We start from the raw sequence: 19,090 nt of genomic DNA, 5'->3' as shown, positions 1-19,090 counted from the left end.
GCCAGAGGATTAAATAGAGAAACAACTCAAGAAAAGGATGCCCAATGGGTTATGCCCGAATCAGGTCAAACGCGTGGCCAGTCGAACCCAGCCAGAACGAGGCAGAGCTTACAGTTGGCACAAAGATTGAAGCGACTTCGGGGTCGAGGTGAGTTAGATAGAGGAGTTTTCAGTAAACGGTCCGGAGTGACGCCCTCATCAGCACCAAAATGATTCATTGTGATAACCACTCGGCCCTATTTCGTTGCACCGGCGTTGCGCGAAACCGGCTGCGGAAAACGCTTATCGTTTTGCCGCCGCCCACTGGCATGGACACCGACGGGCCCCTTGCAGGCATCCAGGGTGATTTGCTCCATGACAGCCAGACAGAGTATTTTTCGTGTGCGTCGCCGCTACAACCAGTGGGTCGCCAACCAGACACTTGAAGATTACGCACTGCGTTTCACCGCCAAACGCGCCCGTCGCTGGTCGCCCGCCCGAGTTGCCAACACGGCCTTGGGAGCCATCTCATTTCTGGCGCTGGAGGCAATCGGCGGCGCCATTACCCTACACTACGGGTTCGACAATGCGTTGTCCGCCATTGTGGCGGTCAGCCTCATGATCTTTCTGACCGCATTGCCCATCAGTTACTACGCGGCCAAGTATGGCGTCGACATTGATCTTCTCACCCGGGGCGCCGGTTTCGGCTATATCGGTTCTACCATCACCTCCCTGATTTACGCGTCTTTCACTTTTATTTTCTTCGCACTGGAAGCGGCGATCATGGCCATGGCCCTGGAGCTGCTGTTTGGAATTCCCATCGCCTGGGGTTATGTCTTGTGTGCGCTGGTGGTAATTCCCCTGGTGACTCACGGGATTACCTTTATCAGTCGCTTCCAGCTGTGGACGCAACCGCTGTGGGTGCTATTGCAGGCCCTGCCCTTTGTGTTCATTCTCATGGCCGACGACACCGCCGTTTCCGACTGGACCCAGTATGTGGGAGATTCCGGCAACGGATTCAATATCATTCTGTTCGGCGCCGCCTCAGCCGTTATCTTTTCCCTGATTGCCCAGATTGGCGAGCAGGTGGACTTCCTGCGCTTTATCCCCGAGCCGGGCCCGACACGCCGGTCAAAAGTCCGTTGGTGGCTGGCCTTCTGCGCAGGCGGACCGGGCTGGATCATTATTGGCGCCGTCAAGATGCTCGCCGGCTCCTTTCTGGCGGTACTGGCACTGACACACGGCGTAGCCCCCGAGGAAGCGGTGGACCCGACTCACATGTATCAGGTCGCCTTCGGCTACGTCACGCAATCACCGCAGGTTTCGCTCGCGATTGCGGGCCTGTTCGTGATCCTTTCCCAGCTCAAGATCAACGTCACCAACGCCTACGCCGGTTCCATTGCCTGGTCCAATTTCTTCTCACGCCTGACCCATAGCCATCCCGGCCGGGTCGTTTGGCTGGTATTCAATGTCACTATCGCACTGCTGGTAATGGAGCTGGGTGTGTACCGGGCGTTCGAGAATACGCTGGGCTTTTACGCGCTGATTGCCATCGCCTGGGTGGGAACGCTGGTGGCGGACCTGGTGATCAACAAGCCTCTCGGTTTGAGCCCGGCCCACATTGAGTTCAAACGGGCGCACCTGTTTGATATCAACCCGGTGGGCGTTGGGGCGATGCTACTCTCCACATTGATTGGCATGGTGAGTTACCTTGGTTTTCTCGGGGAAATCGCTCAGGCACTGGCTCACTTCATCACCCTGTTCAGCGCCCTGGTGATCGCCCCGGTGATTGCCTGGCGAACCGGCGGGCGATATTACATCGCCCGGGCCCCGGTCATTCTGAGCCCGGTAGCGGGACAGGGCCGTTGCTGTATTTGTGAACACAACTTCGATAAAGAGGACCTTACGCACTGCCCCGCCTACGATGGGCTGATCTGCTCCCTGTGTTGCTCTCTGGACGCGCGCTGTAACGACTACTGCAAACCCGGCGCGGGCTATACCCAGCAGATTCGTACCTGGACCCGGGAGATACTGCCGGCCTGGATGATTCCCGACATCAACTCGCGGTTGGGACACTTCCTGCTTTTGGTGGTCGGGATCAACGGTTTCTCTGGGCTGCTGTTGTCGTTGATTTACTACCAGACCCCCTTTCCCGACTCGGTGGCCGCAAGCATGTTGGCGGCCCTGCTGTGGAAGGTGTTTTTTATTCTGGTGATCATCACCGGGGTGGTCAGCTGGTTGTTCGTTCTCGCCCACGAGAGTCGCGTGGTCGCCCAGGAGGAGTCCCAACGTCAGACCCGTCTGTTGATGGAAGAGATTGCAGCCCACGAACGCACCGACCAGGCGTTGCAGAACGCCAAGGAGAAAGCCGACGCGGCCAACCAGGCCAAAAGCCGCTACTTGACCGGCATTAGCCACGAGCTGCGCTCGCCGCTGAACGCGGTCTTGGGCTACGCCCAACTGTTGGAGCGGGACCCGGACATTCCCGAGCATCGCCGCGACGCCTTGGGCGTCATCCGGCGCAGCGGTGAACACTGGGCCGACCTTATCGAGGGGCTACTGGATATTTCCAAAATCGAGGCAGGCCGTCTCGACCTGCACCGGGACCAGGTCCGGATCGGTCCGCTGCTGGAACAACTCGTGCACATGTTCCGCCTGCAGGCGGAGGCCCGGGGCTTGAGTTTCGAGTACCACTGTCTTGACCGGTTGCCGACATTAGTGAGCACCGATGAAAAGCGCCTGCGCCAGATTCTCATCAACCTGCTCTCCAACGCCATCAAGTATACCAACGAAGGCAGCGTAACCTTGACGGTCAAATACCGCAGTGAGGTGGCGGAATTCTCCGTGCAGGATACCGGCGAGGGCATCTCCGAGGCCGACTGCGCCCGAATTTTCAGACCCTTCGAGCGCATTCGTCGGCCCGGCGCTCAAGTTTCGGGAACCGGTTTGGGTTTGACCATTACCCAGTTGCTGACGGAAATCATGGGGGGTGAGATTCGAGTCACCAGTGAACCGGGGGTGGGCAGCACCTTTCAGGTGATGCTGATGCTGTCCAGCCTACGGGTCCCAAGCGAGATGCCTGAAGCTGAGTTTCAGGGGGTACGAGGTTACCGGGGAGCGCGGCGACGGATTATGGTCGTGGATGATGAAGTCTCCCATCGTCAGTTAGTACACGCCATGCTGACGCCGCTGGGTTTCGAGGTGGTGGAAGTGGACAACTCCTTGACCGTGTTGGACCGGGCGCGCCAGGAAAAACCGGATCTGGTGCTGCTGGATGTGTCAATGCCGGGGCTCAATGGCTGGGAGTTGGTGGGCCAGCTGCGCAGCACAGGTTACCGCCAACCGGTGGTCATGATCTCCGCCGACGCCAGCGAAGGCAAAGCCCAGGGCGACGCCCTGCACGACGCCTATATCGTCAAACCGGTGCGTCTGAACATGTTGCTGGAAACGCTCGCCAACCAGCTCAACCTTGCTTGGCATACCAACCCGATCGAGGCTCCGTCAGCGCACTCAACCACCGCTATTGCAGCGGTGACCTTACCGGATGAAACGCACCTTCAGGCGCTGCGAAAACTGGCGTTGATTGGCCACAAAAGTGGATTGCTGCAGGCACTGAATCAACTACAAGAACAGGGCGAAACAACGCCCCACTTCACACAAACCATCGGCAAGCTGGCAAGCCAGTTTCAATTTGACACCATTATCCGACTGCTACAGGTGACCGACGATGTCCAACGAGAACCGCTCTAACCCGGTCGTCCTGGTGGTGGACGACGCCGTTGAAAGCATTCATATGCTGAGCGATGCGCTGGAAGACGAACACATGACCGTATTGGTGGCGCTGGAGGGACACCAGGCGCTGACCATTACCCAGAACATCACCCCCGACATCATACTGCTCGACGCCCTCATGCCACAGATGAACGGTTTTGAAACCTGCAAACGGCTCAAGCAGAACCCACGGCTGACCAACGTCCCTGTGATCTTCATGACGGGGCTGAGCGATACCGAACACGTCGTCCAGGGTCTGAACGCCGGCGGAGTGGATTACATTACCAAACCGATCAAACCCGACGAGCTGATCGCGCGCATGCGAGTCCACCTCACCAACGCCAGACTGACCCAGAGTGCGCACAGCGCCCTCGACGCCGCCGGGCAATATCTCTTTGCGGTCGATCGCAGCGGTACGCTGTTGTGGACCACGCCCCAGGTACAGGAGCGGCTCAACAAGGCCGGGCTCGACAATCCCGATACCCAACCGATACTGGCCCAACAGCTGCGGGAATGGCTGAGCCACAATCCCACCACCGGCCACAAATTGCCACTGCGGGACCTGGCGCAAGCCATCACCCTGGAGTTCCTGGCACCGCTGGATGAACAGGACATCCTGCTCCGGTTGCTGGAAACCCCTACCGCCGGCTCAGAAACCCACTGCCTGCGGGAAGCGTTCGGGGTCACTGGCCGGGAAGCGGACGTTTTGCTGTGGATCGCTCATGGCAAGACCAACCGGGAGATCGGTCAGATACTGTCCATGAGCCCGCGCACGGTCAACAAGCACCTCGAGCAGGTTTTCCGCAAGCTGGACGTAGACAATCGCACCTCCGCCGCTGCCGCCGCCATTCGCTGTATGGCCCGCCCCTGAACCGCCCGGTCGCCCGCCTGATCCGCTCCCATTGCCCCGTGACGGGGCAATGGCCGGTCAGCTTTTCCCGTAGCTGGCACAAGTGTTGCTCGCTAATCAGCGATGAAGGTCATCATGAAGCACACTTCCACGTGCTTCGGGCTTATTGACGCAAACCGGGATACTCAACGCACCATGACAGCGCAGACCCAAGCCAATTCCGCCCCAGAAGCAGGCATCGATCGCGCCCCATTCACGCGCTTTGCCGAGGATTATCGTTCACGCCAGGACGCCTTGAGCCTTATCCGGCAATTGGTCCAGATGATCAAGGGCTCCCAGCGCCATCGCGGCATGAGCATCGCCATGCTTGGGGGCAATAAAGCGTTCGAACCGGAGTTTGACCGACTGCAGCATACCCTTGAGAGGCGGTTGCTGGCGCTCCAGGCGTTTACTCAGGGAACGGCACTGCTGTCGGAACGCGAACGGGAAAACCTGCACACCGCCTGGCTGACCATCAGCCGGGACTGGCACAGTGACAGTGTGATTGACAACTACGAGTTGCACTGCCACTTGGTGGAACAACTTCTGGCCATGCTGATCAGCCTGTCCCGCCCCCTGGAAACGCCAATGTCGGAGCCGCAGGGCGAGGCCATGGAGGCGCCAACCCGAGTGCAGACCCTTGAACTGCTGCATTTCTGCACCCGGATGATGCCCTCTGTGGTGGAACAGATTGGTCGCATCCGTGCTCTTTCCAGTTATGCCGCCGCCGTCGGGCATTGCGATCCGCACCACGACAACAAGTTGCGATATGTCATCCAGAACACCAAGGTCAACAACGAAAAACTCCGCCACCAGATTCGTCGGCTCGAGCAGGTTCTGGGGCCGGAATTCGCTCAGCTCGGGGAGCTCAAGCGCTACGAACTGAAGCTGATGTTTCTGCTGAACATGGTCGAAAGCGATGTGCTCGGGGGCGGCCCTATTACCGCCGACAGCGGCCGCCTGTTTCAGGTCGCCACTGACATTATCGACGTCTATTTGCAGGTCGTGGAAAATGGCATCGCACTACTCACTCTCTGGTTGGAGCAGGATCGGGAGCGCTGGTTGCTGAAGCAGCCGGAGTAAACCACTTTCCACCGCTTTTTCTTTCCCCCACGCGTCAAAGCCATTAGCCGCTGTCAATTTCCTGTATCCTTGGGCTCTTGTTGATCAGTGGCCCGGAGAGTCTGGATGTTTACGCCCCACCGTACCGTCGCGACGCTGACGTTGCTTTTTGCGACATTTGCCGCGAACGCGCAGGAAACCGCTTCCGACGAGCAATCATCCCTGCCCGACGATCTGATGAACCAATGCCTCAAAATCGCGGTGACCGGCGCGGGAAAAGAAATGTCCGTTGGCGCTCTGCGTGAGGTCTGCAACGGTCTGGCCCAGAGCGAAGCGGGGCAACAGTCCTCCGTGCGCGGGGCTCTGGAAGCGCTGGACCAGGAGGACACTTCGGAGACGCAAAGCGACCCCACTGGCAACAGCCGATTACTGGACCGCCGCCTGAGCATGGAAGCGCTTAACCGCGCCAACCGCTTCCTGCTCACCCCTCACAAGCGGAACTACTTACTGCCAGTCAGTTATCAGGAAGATCGCAACACCGCCCCTTACGAGGCGGCCAACAGCCCCCTGGCGGCCCCCCAAAGCACAGAGGTGGAGTTCCAGCTCAGTGTTAAAATACTGATCCGCGAAGGAATTTTTGGCGACAACGGCCACCTCTACATGGGTTATACCAACCACTCCCTCTGGCAGGCCTATAATCGCGACATTTCCCGCCCTTTTCGGGAAACCAATCACCAGCCGGAGCTGATTCTCAGTTTTATCAATGACTGGGAGGTATTCGGTTTTCGTAACGTGGTTAACGAAGCGATCATCGCCCATCAGTCCAATGGCCAAAGCGGTGACCTCTCCCGCAGTTGGGACCGGATCATGTTCAACAGCGTGTTTGAACGCGGCCCCTTTGCGTTCGCCATCAACCCCTGGTACCGCATTCCGGAAGACGAAGGGGATGGCCCGGATGACCCCACAGGTGACGACAACCCGGATATTGAAAAATACATGGGCAATTTTGAACTGTCGGCGGCCTACCAACGTAAAGACAATATAATCAGCCTGATGGTGCGCAACAACCTGAGTTCCAACAATCGCGGTGCGCTTGAACTCGGCTGGAGCTTTCCCGTCTCCTCGACCGTACGGGGCTACCTGAAAGTGTTCAACGGTTACGGCCACAGTCTGATTGATTACAACCACCACACTACAGCGGTGGGCCTGGGGATCACCTTCACAGACCTGTTCTAGAAGGGATGGTCCGCACAGCCCCCGGATAACCAGGAGGCCCCTATGCGTGCCCTTTTTCTCAGTCTGTTGCTGACCCTGGGAGCCTGTTCTTCCACCGAGGTGCAGGAATACCAAGGCAATGAACCGACACTGACCCTAGAGGACTTCTTTCAGGGCACTCTGACCGCCCATGGTGTGCTCAAGAACCGGAGCGGAAAAGTCACCCGCTACTTCAACGCCACCATTGAAGCGAGCTGGGACGAGGATGGCGTGGGCCGCCTGGCTGAGCGTTTTGAATTCAACGATGGCGAGATTCAACATCGCAACTGGCGGCTGGAGCCCACCGGTGATGGCCGCTACCGGGCGACTGCCGGCGATGTGGTCGGCCCCGGGGAAGCCATTGTCAGCGGTAATGCCATGAAAATGAATTACGTCCTTGAAGTCGACTATAAGGACCGGAAGCTGGAAGTAGCGGTAGAGGACTGGATGTGGCGGGTTGACGACGACACCATCATCAACCAGTCCATTTTGCGCAAATGGGGTTTTCGGGTCGGTACCATTCAGCTGACCATTCTGCGTCAGGGCGATTGAATCGAAACCCAAGGCAATGCTATAAGGGGCTCCAACAAAACCGACCCGGACCCGAGCCATGACCAAATCCACGCCCGAGCCCCTTAAACTCGACTGCCCGACCTGCGGCAACAAAGTCTTGTGGACTGACGACTTCCCCTACCGCCCCTTTTGCAGTGAGCGCTGCAAGATGATCGATCTGGGCGAATGGGCCAGTGAGAATCACAAGATCCCGGGTGAACCCGTGGATATCAACGACGAAGACCTGGAACGCTAACACCAGCGGCAGAACCTTCGCCAGCTAGTGACTCGGCCCCCAGGCAAAGCCAATTCCCGCGATTCCCTGCCCCCCGTTGGCCAAAGCCTGGGCTCGATGCTCTTCAGTGACGCCTCCCAAGGCATAGACCGGCATGGGAGCGGCAGCCACCCAGTCGGCGAACCGGGCCCAGCCCAAGGGCTCTGCCTCGGGATGGGTATGGGTCGGCATGACCGGTGACAGCGTCACATAATCCACACCCAGCCGGGCCGCCTGACGCAGCTCTTCCGGTGAATGGCAGGACGCACCCCACCACACCGTGGCTGGCACCGGGCGTTCGCGGCAAGCCTTAAGCGCCTCACTATTGAAGTGCACACCGTCCAGATCGGCCCGAAGGCGCGAAGCGCTACCGTGCGCCAGCACCTTCACACCTTTGGGCCGACACAGGGCTAAGGCCCGGTCCAGGCGATCCTGATAATCCGGTTCAGAAAGCGACGGTGCCCGAACCTGGACCCAGGAGACACCCCGCGCGAGCGCATGCGCAAGGCAACGCTCCCATTCCTCCGGGGAGTCGGCGTCTCCGGTGATCAGCAGGCTCTGGGGCAAGCGGATGGCGTTGACGATCGGCCGATTGGCGGCGGGAAAGGCGAAATTCGGCAAAGCCTCAGGGAGGACCCACCGTACCGGTTGCCCTTCGGCTCCAAGCGGCTCGCCCTCGAACTCGGTGACGCGGCACACCTGAAGCAACACGGACTTATCGGGGTAGTCGTGGCGAATTTCGATCAGCGGCTCACTGGCGAGCACGTCGATTGCCAGTTCTTCGCGCAACTCGCGGGCGAGTGCCTCGGTCAGGGTTTCCCCGGGGTCCACTTTGCCGCCGGGGAACTCCCAGAGTCCGCCCTGGTGGGCGTCATCCGCCCGCCGGGCGATCAGAATGCGACCCTCCGGCCCCTGAACAACACCCACAGCCACTCGCACGACCCGGCCCACGCTCAACCTCTAACTGCGGTAGTCAGCATTGATGCGAACGTACTCGTGGGACAGGTCGGTCGTCCAGAGCGTCTCTGCGGACGAGCCACGACCCAGATCAATCCGGATGGTAATCTCCGCCTGGTCCATCACCGCCTGGCCCTGTTCTTCGGTATAGCTGTCGGCCCGACCGCCGTTTTCAACAATCAAGGTGTCGTTGAGGTGAATCCGGACCGCATTGGCATCCAGCCCCGCCACGCCGGCATAACCCACAGCGGCCACAATCCGTCCCCAGTTGGGGTCAGAGGCGAAAAAGGCGGTTTTGATCAAAGGTGAGTGAGCGACCGCGTACCCCACCTGCAGGCACTCATCGCCCGTGGCGCCACCGGAAACTTCCAGGGTGACAAACTTGGTAGCGCCTTCCCCGTCGGCCACGATGCACTTGGCGAGGTATTCATGGGCCCGAATGATCAGCTCCCGAACTTTTTCGTACAGGGTACCTTCGGCCTCATTGATCCCCGGGGCACCGGCTTTACCGGTGGCCATCAGGATGCAGGAGTCGTTGGTGGAGGTATCGCCGTCGATGGTAATCCGATTGAAGGAACGGTTGGCGGCTTCCTTGCACAGGTCATCCAGCACGGGTTGGGCGATGTCGGCATCGGTGGCGATGTAGGCCAGCATGGTGCCCATGTTGGGCTTGATCATGCCCGCGCCCTTGGCGATGCCGTTGACGGTGATGGTGTGACCGTCATGCTGAACCTGGCCGGTAAACCCTTTGGGGCGGGTGTCGGTGGTCATGATGGCTCTGGCGGCCGACTCCCAACCGCTTTCGCTCAGGCTTTCGTGGGCCTGGGGCAAGACGGCGGTGATTTTCTGCACGGGCAACGGTTCGCCAATCACGCCGGTGGAGAACGGCAATACCTGAGCGGCCTGAACGCCACCCAGTTGGGCGACGGCTTCGCTGGTGGCGATGGCGTCCTGTCGCCCGCGCAGGCCGGTGCAGGCGTTGGCGTTACCGGAGTTGATCACCAGGTAGCGGGTGCTGGCGGCTTTGAGGTATTCGCGGCACAGGGTGACCGGTGCAGCGCAGAAGGCGTTGAGGGTAAACACGCCGGCGGCGCGGCTGCCTTCGGCCAGTTCGATCAGCACAACGTCCTGCCGCCCGGGCTTTTTGATGCCGGCACTGGCGGTCGCCAGTTTGACACCGGCCACGGGGGGCATGGATGGAAAGGGGTATTCGCCAACGGCCATCGAAAAACTCCGGTTGTTTTTGGGTCAATGACAGATTGTTGTTGATGCAGTTTTCGTTTCTGTTGTCGAGACCGGCTCAGGGGGCGAGCACCCATGTAAGACCCGCCGTGAATACATCCCTGTAGGCTTCTCATCGGCATCCATGCCTCAGAGAGTCTTACATGGGTGCTCGCCCCCTGAGCCTCAGTGCCATTCTTACCGCTCTGCTTGTCAATTGTAGGGTTGGTAAGCGCAGCGCCACCTACCTTCATTGGCCATGTATGAGACAGCCGAAATAAATTGGTAGGTGGCGCTGCGCTTACCTACCCTACGCACTCAGGAGGGCGCTACTGGCACTGAGGTTCGAGGAGAGGGTATAGCGGTTGGAGACTCTCTGAGGCATGGATGCCGATGAGAAGCCCCCATGGAGGGGTTCACGGCGGGTCTCCAACCGCTATACCCTCTCCTCGAACCGGACCAAACGTCACACCAATAAAATCAGCCCAGCTTACCGTGGCACTGCTTGTATTTCTTGCCGGAACCACACGGGCACGGATCGTTGCGGCCCACTTTGCGGCCCTCGCGGACGAACGGCTGGCCGCCCGGTTCGCCTTCCCCCGCGGGCTGCTCGGCCGCCTGCTGACGACCTTCCAGCGCCGAAACCTCATCGTGCTGAAGCTTCATCTGCTGCTTCTCCCGCTCTTCGCGCCGCTTGCGCTCCATCTCCTCCATCTGCTCGCGGCTCACCGGCTCCACTCGGGCAAGTAGGTGGATGACCTCGTGCTTCACCTTATCCAACATTCCCTGGAACAGATAAAACGCCTCGCGCTTGTATTCCTGTTTCGGGTTTTTCTGCGCGTAGGAACGCAGGTTGATGCCCTGACGCAAGTGATCCATGTTCGATAACTGCTCTTTCCAGGCATTGTCCAACACCTGCAGCATTACCTGCTTTTCGATTTCGGTCATCACCGGCCCAATGCGGGCGCACTTGGCGTCGTAGGCACCCTGCACTTCGGTCTGCAGCTTCTCGCGCAGATTTTCCTCGTGAAGCGAGTCATCTTCCTCTAACCACTGAGCCACCGGCAAACGCAGTCCGAACTCCTGTTCCAGCCGTTTTTCCAGACCGGGGACGTCCCACATCTCTTCCAGGCTCTGGGGCGGAATGTGTTCGCTGACAATTTCGTCTACCACATCGTGGCGCACGGAGTTGATGGTGTCGCTGATGCTTTCCGCTTCCAGCAATTCGTTGCGCTGCTGGTAAATGATCTGACGCTGGTCGTTAGCGACGTTATCGAACTCCAGCAGCTGCTTGCGGATGTCGAAGTTGCGGCCTTCCACCTTGCGCTGGGCTTTTTCGATGGCGTTGTTCACCATGCGGTGCTCGATGGCTTCGCCTTTTTCCATGCCCAACGCCTGCATGAAGCTGCGGATGCGGTCCGAGGCGAAGATGCGCATGAGGCTGTCTTCCATGGACAGGTAGAAACGGGTCACACCCGGGTCACCCTGACGGCCGGACCGGCCACGCAGCTGGTTGTCGATCCGGCGGGACTCGTGCCGCTCGGTGCCCACCACGTGCAGACCACCCGCTTCGATCACCTGTTCGTGACGCTTGCGCCAATCGGCCTTGAGCGCTTCGATCTGCTCGTCCGTGGGGTTCTCCAGCTTGGCCACTTCCGCTTCCCAATTACCGCCGAGCACGATGTCGGTGCCGCGACCGGCCATATTGGTGGCGATGGTCACCGCTCCGGGGCGACCCGCCTGGGCGATGATTTCCGCTTCTCGCTCGTGGTACTTGGCGTTCAGCACCTCGTGCTGAATATTGGATTGCTTGAGGCGCCTGGACATTTCTTCAGAGGTTTCAATGGAGGCCGTGCCCACCAGAACCGGGGCTTTTTTGTCCTGCAGTTTCTTGATGTCCTCGACAATAGCGTCGTACTTCTCTTCCACCGTCAGGTAGACGACGTCGTTCAAGTCAATCCGCTGCTTGGGCTGGTTGGTGGGTATCACTACCACATCCAGGCCATAGATTTCGCGGAATTCGAAGGCTTCGGTGTCCGCGGTCCCGGTCATGCCGGACAGCGTCGGGTAAAGACGGAAATAGTTCTGGAAGGTCGTCGAGGCCAGGGTTTGGCTCTCGCTCTGGATCGGCACGCCCTCTTTGGCTTCGATGGCCTGATGCAACCCCTCGGAAAGCCGACGTCCCGCCATGGTCCGACCGGTATGCTCGTCAATCAGTATCACCTGGTTGTTCTGCACGATGTACTCGACATCGCGGCGGAACAGCGCGTGCGCCCGCAGGGCGGAGTTGACGTGGTGTAACAGGTTCAGGTTGGTGGCGGCGTAGAGGCTTTCCCCCTCCGGCAGCAAGCTCGATTGAGCCAGCAGGTCTTCCACTTTCTGGTGGCCCTGCTCGCTCAATTCGACCTGGCGGCTCTTCTCATCAACGGTGTAGTCCCCCTCCTCACTGCCTTCCGGCACTGGTTGGAGGTTCTGGATCAGTTTACACATGCGCTGGTACAGCTCTGAGCTGTTTTCCGCCGCACCGGAGATGATCAGCGGCGTGCGAGCTTCGTCGATCAGGATGGAGTCGACCTCATCCACCACCGCGAAGTTGAGCTTGCGCTGAACCTTGTCTTTCAGACTAAGCGCCATGTTATCGCGCAGGTAATCAAAACCGAATTCGTTGTTGGTGCCGTAGGTGATGTCCGCGGCATAGGCGTCGCGCTTCTCGGCGGAGGGTTGCATTGAACGAATGACCCCCACGCTCAGGCCCAGGCGCTGATAAACCCGGCCCATCCAGGCCGCGTCGCGGCTGGCCAGGTAATCATTCACCGTCACCACATGGACGCCACTGCCGGTAATCGCGTGCAAATAACAAGGCAAGGTCGAGACCAGGGTTTTCCCTTCACCGGTACGCATCTCGGCGATTTTGCCTTCGTGCAACGCCATCCCGCCGATCATCTGGACATCGAAATGGCGAAGTCCCAGTGAGCGCTTACTCGCTTCACGCACGGCAGCAAAAGCCTCTGGGAGTAACTGCTCCAGGGTTTCGCCCTGCTCGTGGCGCTGCTTGAACTCCGCGGTTTTGGCGGTCAGCTCCTCATCGCTCAGCTTTTCGAACTCCGCCTCCATGTCATTGATTTTGGCGACGACTTTACGCATCCGCTTCAGCTCGCGGTCATTTTTGGAGCCGAAGATGGATTTCGCTAATTTACCGATCATTGTTATTCCCGTAATTGAGTCTTTTGCAGATGAACGACTAACACCTCGTCGGAAAACCGACGAGTAAACCGAAAGTGGCTCGCGAAAGCAAGCGAAGTGGCGGGAAATTAACGGCTGGCGCGGTGTATATAGGTGGCGGGATCGACCGCACGGCCGTTTTTGTACACTTCAAAGTGTACGTGGGGGCCAGTGGAACGGCCGCTGGAGCCCATGAGGGCGATGATTTGACCTTTTTTGACCACATCACCCACCTTCACAAGGTTTTCCTTGTTGTGGGCGTAACGCGTGGTGAAACCGCCGCCATGGTTGATCTCAACCATTTGGCCATAGCCGTGGCGGTCCTGGGACCAGGTCACGACGCCAGCGGCAACGGAGATGATTTCGGAGCCGTCTTTACCGGCGAAATCGACGCCCCCGTGCCAGGCAACCTGGCCAGTGAAGGGGTCGGTGCGACGCCCAAAGCGGGAGGACATCCAACCTTTCTTGATCGGGCGTCCGGCAATGAAGATATCGTCTTGAATTTTTCGCTTGGCCAGCAGCGCGTCGAGTGTGGCGAGCTGCTGCTCACGGTTCTCAATCTGGCTCGAGAGCTGATCAATAACGTCGATAAAGTCCGGGGGGTTGTAGGGGTCGCCGATGGTGGCCGTTTCAGGCCCACCCAACGCGGGGGGTTGGCTGAAGTCGAACTCACCCTCGTCGAGGTTGGCGATTCCGGTCAGGTGCTCGCCCAGGGCGTCGAGCCGCATCAGGCGGGCCTGCAGTTCGGCCACGCGCAAAGTCAGCGCGGCGACTTGGGTTCTCGCCTGCTCACGGGTCTGTTCCACCTGCGCCTGCTGTTCGGCAAGCGTTGCCTCCCAGGCACGTCGGGATTCCGAGGTAAACAGTTCATTATCGCCGTTCTGGGCGTTCAGCCACTGCACGCCCAGAACACCGGCGGCAGTCACCGGCATCCCCAGCAGACAGATGGACAGAAGCGCACGCGTCCACCCACCGAGAGTGATGCTGCGTGTCTGCCCGTGCTGTTTACTGACGATAATGATCTTCATGAACCGGATGTTACCCGTTTTTGTTGCCGAATTGCACAGTACTGGTCGTCATTTTATGACGTTTGTTTATATCAATACCGACTAATTCCGACCAATTTATAACCATTTGCAATAACGAACGCACTGAAATGAATAAAACGCTTTAGAAATCAAGGTGTTATCGTTATCGGGGCCACTGTAAGGGTCAAACCGCGCAGCGACCAAAAACAACAGGTGCAAATATGGCATATAAAACCCTGAATTACCAACCTTCAGGCTATGTAAGCGACCGTTTGGTCCGTCACTTTAATAAAAAAGGCCGCCCTGTTTCCAGAGCGGCCCCTTCCAATCGGCCAATCGTGATGGTTATCTAGACCGCCAACAGAGGTTTCATGTAAGAAATCGGCGCGGCACTTTCGTCATCAAAGGTCACCACTTCCCAGGCATCGCGCTGAGCAATCAATTGGCGCAACGATTTGTTGTTAAGGCCGTGACCGGACTTGTGCGCCTTGAACTCGCCAATCAGGCTATTGCCCAGCAGGTAGAGGTCACCGATGGCGTCCAGAACCTTGTGCTTGACGAACTCGTCCTCGTAGCGCAAACCGTCTTCGTTCAGAATCCGGTAGTCGTCCACCACGATGGCGTTATCCACGCTACCGCCCTTGGCCAGTCCCTTGGAGCGAAGATACTCAATTTCGTGCATAAAGCCGAAAGTACGGGCTCGACTTACTTCTTTCACGAAAGACGTGCTGGAGAAGTCCACGGAGGTTTGCAGGTTGCGACCTTCAAACACCGGGTGGTTAAACTCGATGGAGAAGCTCACTTTAAAGCCATTGAAGGGCAGGAAACTGGCGGTTTTATCGCCATCTTCGACCGTTACCGGCTTCTTGATCCGGATAAACTTCTTGGCAACGGCCTGTTCCTGGATACCCGCCGACTGAATCAGAAATACGAAGGGGCCGGCGCTGCCGTCCATAATCGGCACTTCCGGGGCACTGACTTCAACAATCGCATTATCAATGCCAAGGCCGGCCATTGCCGACAGCAAGTGCTCAACGGTGGAAACTCGGACATCACCCTTCACCAGGGTGGTAGACAAAGTGGTATCGCCGACATTTTCGGCCTTCGCTTCGATCTCAACGACCGGATCCAGATCGACCCGGCGGAACACGATTCCGGCATCCGCAGGTGCCGGCAGGAGGGTCAGATACACTTTCTGACCGGTATGCAAACCCACACCGGTGGCCCGGATGGCATTTTTTAGCGTGCGTTGTCTGATCATTACCCTTAGTAGCCCACCTTTGGCTGACGCTGGAGCCGGGTACACGGGGCTTCAGCGGATTGTAAAAAGGATGCAATTGTACCAAATTTTCATTTCAGCAACTACTGAAACCCGGCTAAAACGCACCAATTTGGTGACATTTACGCAGATTTACGCTTCCGGGTCGTAGAACTTGGCCTCATTGAGAAGCCGTTCACGCCCGTGCACCCGAAGCGTCTGCAGCATCTTCCATGGGGCCCAACCTCTCTGGGTTTACCCCAAACGAAACGGTCAAGAGTATGACAACAGCCATCCCAAAGGTTCTATATAAAGTTCACAATCCCTGTGATTGCTTGAGCCTATAAGACACAGGCCTTCCATTTAGAAGGCCTGGCAGGCGGATTAATCCGCCTGACGCCGCAAGAAAGCGGGAATATCCAGGTATTCCATTTCCTTGTCGGTGGCCGGCGCCGTCGCCGCCGCCGACTGACCACCGGAGGCCTGAGCGCTCTGACGCATCACTGTGGGACGATCGTAGCTGCTGTAGTCCACTTCCCCGGTATTTTTGCGGCGGGTGTTGTCGACTACCACCTTGGTCTTGCCGGCGGGTTTCTCTTCCTCTTTGGCCGCTCCGAGACCGGTGGCCACCACGGTGACCCGCAGTTCGTCGGACATTTCCGGATCGATCACCGTACCCACCACCACAGTGGCGTCGGTGGAGGCAAACTCTTCAATGGTGTTACCCACTTCCGAGTACTCGCCCAGAGAAAGATCGATACCGGCGGTGATGTTCACCAGAATACCGCGCGCGCCCTGGAGGTTCACATCTTCCAGCAGCGGACTGCGAATGGCGGCCTCGGCAGCCTCGCGGGCGCGATTTTCGCCGGTGGCGTGGCCGGTGCCCATCATGGCCATCCCCATTTCCGACATGACAGTGCGAACATCGGCAAAGTCGACGTTGATCATACCCGGACGAATGATCAGATCGGCGATGCCCTGGACCGCGCCCAGCAGTACGTTGTTGGCCGCTTTGAAGGCGTCCAGCAGGCTGGTGGATTTGCCCAGTACCGAGAGCAGTTTTTCGTTCGGGATGGTGATCAGCGAGTCCACCCGCTCCTGCAGCTCTTTAATGCCGGCGTCTGCAATAACCATGCGCTTGCGCCCCTCAAACGGGAACGGCTTGGTCACGACGGCGACCGTCAGAATGCCCAGGTCGCGCGCCACTTCCGCCACGATCGGAGCACCACCGGTGCCGGTGCCGCCGCCCATACCGGCGGCGATAAAGACCATGTCGGCCCCGCGCAGGACTTCGGCAATACGCTCGCGATCCTCCATGGCGGCCTGACGACCCACTTCGGGGTTGGCGCCGGCGCCCAGGCCCTTGGTCATGCTGTGACCGAGTTGCAGTACCGTGCGCGAGTCGATGTCCTTCAGCGCCTGGGCATCGGTATTGGCGCAGATGAACTCGACCCCTTCGATATTGCTGTCGATCATGTGTTTGACGGCATTGCCGCCACCGCCACCGACACCAATCACTTTTATTACGGCGTTTTGCGGGATGTTGTCTACGAGCTCAAACATAGTGTGTCCCCTTTTCCTTTACCAAATTAAAATCAACAAAAACAAAATTGCAAATGAATTAAAAATGACTCTGAAACAGTTTTTTCAAGCGAGCGAACCAGGATTCGTCGTTATCTCTGACATGGGTAATCGACCTCCCCTCTTGCTGTTGCTTAATGGCGTACTGCAAAAGGCCAACGCCAGTGGAATAAATCGGATTGTTGACAATGTCTCTCAGTCCGCGTGTGTTTTGCGGGGCGCCGAGGCGCACCGGCATGTGAAAAATTTCCTCCGCCAGCTCCACGACCCCTTCCATTTTTGACGTGCCGCCAGTCAACACAATCCCGGCGGCAATCAGGTCCTCAAAACCGCTGCGGCGCAATTCCGCCTGCACCAGTGTGAACAGCTCGTCGTAGCGCGGCTCCACCACTTCGGCCAGGGCCTGGCGGGACAGATCGCGCGGTTCGCGATCCCCCACGCTGGGCACCTTGATGGTTTCATCCGGGCCGGTGAGTTTGGCCAGCGCGCAGGCGTACTTGATTTTGATCTCTTCCGCGTGCGGCGTCGGTGTTCTGAATGCCATGGCAATGTCGTTGGTCACCTGGTCACCGGCAATCGGTATGACGCCGGTGTGACGGATCGCCCCTTCCTTAAACACGGCAATGTCCGTGGTACCGCCACCGATATCCACCACGCACACACCCAGCTCTTTTTCGTCCTCGGTAAGCACGGAGAAGCTGGAGGCGAGCTGTTCAAGAATGATGTCTTCCACTTCCAGGCCACAGCGGCGAATGCATTTCTCGATGTTCTGCGCCGCGTTCACCGCACAGGTCACCAGATGTACTTTGGCTTCCAGGCGCACACCAGACATACCCAAGGGTTCCTTCACGCCCTCCTGGTCGTCGATCAGAAACTCCTGCGGCAGTATGTGCAGGATTTTCTGATCCGCCGGGATCGCGACGGCCTGTGCGGCATCGATGACCCGTTCCAGATCCTGCGGGTACACCTCCCGATCCTTGATGGCCACAATACCGTGGGAGTTGAGACTGCGAATGTGACTGCCGGCAATTCCCGCGTAGACCGAGTGAATCTGACAGCCGGCCATCAGCTCGGCCTCTTCCACCGCGCGCTGGATCGACTGCACCGTAGACTCAATATTGACCACCACGCCTTTCTTCAGACCACTGGAGCGATGAGAGCCAATACCCACCACTTCCAGTTCGCCTTCGGGCGTGATCGCACCAACAATGGCCACGACCTTGGATGTGCCAATATCCAGTCCAACAATCATCTTGTTGTCCGTTACATAGGCCATTGCATGAACCTCTTTTGCATGTCACTGTTTTCCATCGTTGCGGTTACTGTTCCGCGTCCTGTTGTTCTTTCCAGTCGACCGCCACCCCGTTGTGGTAGCGCAGATCAACCCGTTCAACCTTGTTCCAGTGCTCGCTCAACCGTTGATCAAACACAGTCGCGAACCGTTGCATTTTTTCGACGACCTGGTCCCGTCCGAGCACCAGGGTTACGCCATCGGCCAACGTCAGTTGCCAGGCGTTTTTCTTGTCGCTACGCAAAGAGCGAATGGTCAGCCCCCGGTAGCGCAGCAGCTGCGCCAGATCCTGATAGCGCTCCATCATCTGTCCCGCATCCCGGTCGGCGCCCTCAAGCAGTGGCAGCGACGCCAACTTTGACGGGTCAGCCACCGTAATGATCTGGCCGCTGCGGTTGAGAAAGCCATCTTGCCCCCAGCGGGCAATCGGCTCCTCTTCATAAATCCGGACGTGAAGCTGGTCCGGCCAACGGCGGCTCAACGCCGCTCGCTCTACCCAGGGGTTTGCTTCCACCGCCGACTTGATCGCGGCCAGGTCCATCTGCAAGAACCCCTCTCCCAATTGCTCACTCAGCAGGCTTTCAGCCTGTTCGCGGTCGAGATAGCGAAAAGCGCCCTCGACACTGACTTCCGCCACGGGCTTGTTGAGCCACCCAACGATCGGGTCGGCGGCGTATACCACTGCGACTCCTATCCCCGCCAGCACTCCCAGCGGTAGTAGCCAGCGGCGTACGCCTGCCATTCGCTCCGC

At 58.5% G+C, this 19,090-nt stretch carries 14 protein-coding genes; 6 read left to right on the top strand and 8 right to left on the bottom strand.

Translation table 11 applies throughout. The features are described from left to right. Positions 1-354: 354 nt before the first annotated feature. From G547_RS0103700 to yacG, 6 genes are all read left to right on the top strand, one after another. The gene (locus tag G547_RS0103700) at positions 355-3,729 is read left to right on the top strand and encodes a hybrid sensor histidine kinase/response regulator (RefSeq protein WP_027328679.1); all 3,375 of its coding nucleotides are present in this window, start codon (positions 355-357) and stop codon (positions 3,727-3,729) included. After that, complete coding sequence (locus G547_RS0103695; RefSeq protein ID WP_027328678.1) at positions 3,707-4,621, top strand: response regulator transcription factor; 915 nt, start codon at positions 3,707-3,709, stop codon at positions 4,619-4,621. Before G547_RS0103700 ends, G547_RS0103695 begins: the two co-directional genes overlap by 23 nt. A 114-nt stretch (positions 4,622-4,735) precedes the next feature. After that, the gene (locus G547_RS0103690; protein WP_157209776.1) at positions 4,736-5,722 is read left to right on the top strand and encodes a hypothetical protein; all 987 of its coding nucleotides are present in this window, start codon (positions 4,736-4,738) and stop codon (positions 5,720-5,722) included. 105 nt (positions 5,723-5,827) lie between these two features. Beyond that, positions 5,828-6,937: a phospholipase A gene (locus tag G547_RS0103685; RefSeq protein ID WP_051234760.1), complete on the top strand. Its 1,110-nt coding sequence runs from the start codon at positions 5,828-5,830 to the stop codon at positions 6,935-6,937. Positions 6,938-6,979: 42 nt separating this feature from the next. After that, a complete protein-coding gene (locus tag G547_RS0103680) occupies positions 6,980-7,507 on the top strand; it encodes a DUF3833 domain-containing protein (RefSeq protein WP_027328675.1) in 528 nt (175 codons plus the stop codon). Positions 7,508-7,565: 58 nt separating this feature from the next. Beyond that, the gene (gene yacG, locus G547_RS0103675) at positions 7,566-7,763 is read left to right on the top strand and encodes a DNA gyrase inhibitor YacG (protein WP_027328674.1); all 198 of its coding nucleotides are present in this window, start codon (positions 7,566-7,568) and stop codon (positions 7,761-7,763) included. Positions 7,764-7,787: 24 nt separating this feature from the next. Here the strand turns inward: yacG and G547_RS0103670 are convergent, their stop codons facing one another. The 8 genes from G547_RS0103670 to G547_RS20015 form a co-directional block, all read right to left on the bottom strand. After that, positions 7,788-8,732, bottom strand: a complete 945-nt coding sequence (locus tag G547_RS0103670) for a Nudix family hydrolase (RefSeq protein ID WP_036186984.1) — start codon at positions 8,730-8,732, stop codon at positions 7,788-7,790. A 9-nt stretch (positions 8,733-8,741) separates the two neighbouring features. Further along, positions 8,742-9,962: a bifunctional glutamate N-acetyltransferase/amino-acid acetyltransferase ArgJ gene (argJ, locus tag G547_RS0103665; protein WP_027328672.1), complete on the bottom strand. Its 1,221-nt coding sequence runs from the start codon at positions 9,960-9,962 to the stop codon at positions 8,742-8,744. A 477-nt stretch (positions 9,963-10,439) separates the two neighbouring features. Continuing rightward, on the bottom strand, positions 10,440-13,163 hold the full coding sequence (gene secA / locus G547_RS0103660; RefSeq protein WP_027328671.1) for a preprotein translocase subunit SecA: 2,724 nt from the start codon (positions 13,161-13,163) through the stop codon (positions 10,440-10,442). Positions 13,164-13,270: 107 nt separating this feature from the next. Then, on the bottom strand, positions 13,271-14,209 hold the full coding sequence (locus tag G547_RS0103655) for a M23 family metallopeptidase (protein ID WP_027328670.1): 939 nt from the start codon (positions 14,207-14,209) through the stop codon (positions 13,271-13,273). A gap of 349 nt (positions 14,210-14,558) precedes the next feature. Next, on the bottom strand, positions 14,559-15,470 hold the full coding sequence (gene lpxC, locus G547_RS0103650; RefSeq protein WP_027328669.1) for a UDP-3-O-acyl-N-acetylglucosamine deacetylase: 912 nt from the start codon (positions 15,468-15,470) through the stop codon (positions 14,559-14,561). Positions 15,471-15,851: 381 nt separating this feature from the next. Further along, the gene (gene ftsZ, locus G547_RS0103645) at positions 15,852-17,030 is read right to left on the bottom strand and encodes a cell division protein FtsZ (RefSeq protein WP_027328668.1); all 1,179 of its coding nucleotides are present in this window, start codon (positions 17,028-17,030) and stop codon (positions 15,852-15,854) included. Between the two features lie 58 nt (positions 17,031-17,088). Then, the gene (gene ftsA, locus G547_RS0103640; protein ID WP_027328667.1) at positions 17,089-18,324 is read right to left on the bottom strand and encodes a cell division protein FtsA; all 1,236 of its coding nucleotides are present in this window, start codon (positions 18,322-18,324) and stop codon (positions 17,089-17,091) included. A 43-nt stretch (positions 18,325-18,367) separates the two neighbouring features. Then, positions 18,368-19,081, bottom strand: a complete 714-nt coding sequence (locus G547_RS20015) for a cell division protein FtsQ/DivIB (protein ID WP_169449424.1) — start codon at positions 19,079-19,081, stop codon at positions 18,368-18,370. Positions 19,082-19,090 lie beyond the last annotated feature (9 nt).

The organism is Marinimicrobium agarilyticum DSM 16975, from assembly GCF_000423345.1.
Classification (GTDB): domain Bacteria; phylum Pseudomonadota; class Gammaproteobacteria; order Pseudomonadales; family Cellvibrionaceae; genus Marinimicrobium; species Marinimicrobium agarilyticum.
Note: the sequence above shows the minus strand (reverse complement) of the source record. Positions and strands in the feature narration are given on the sequence as shown.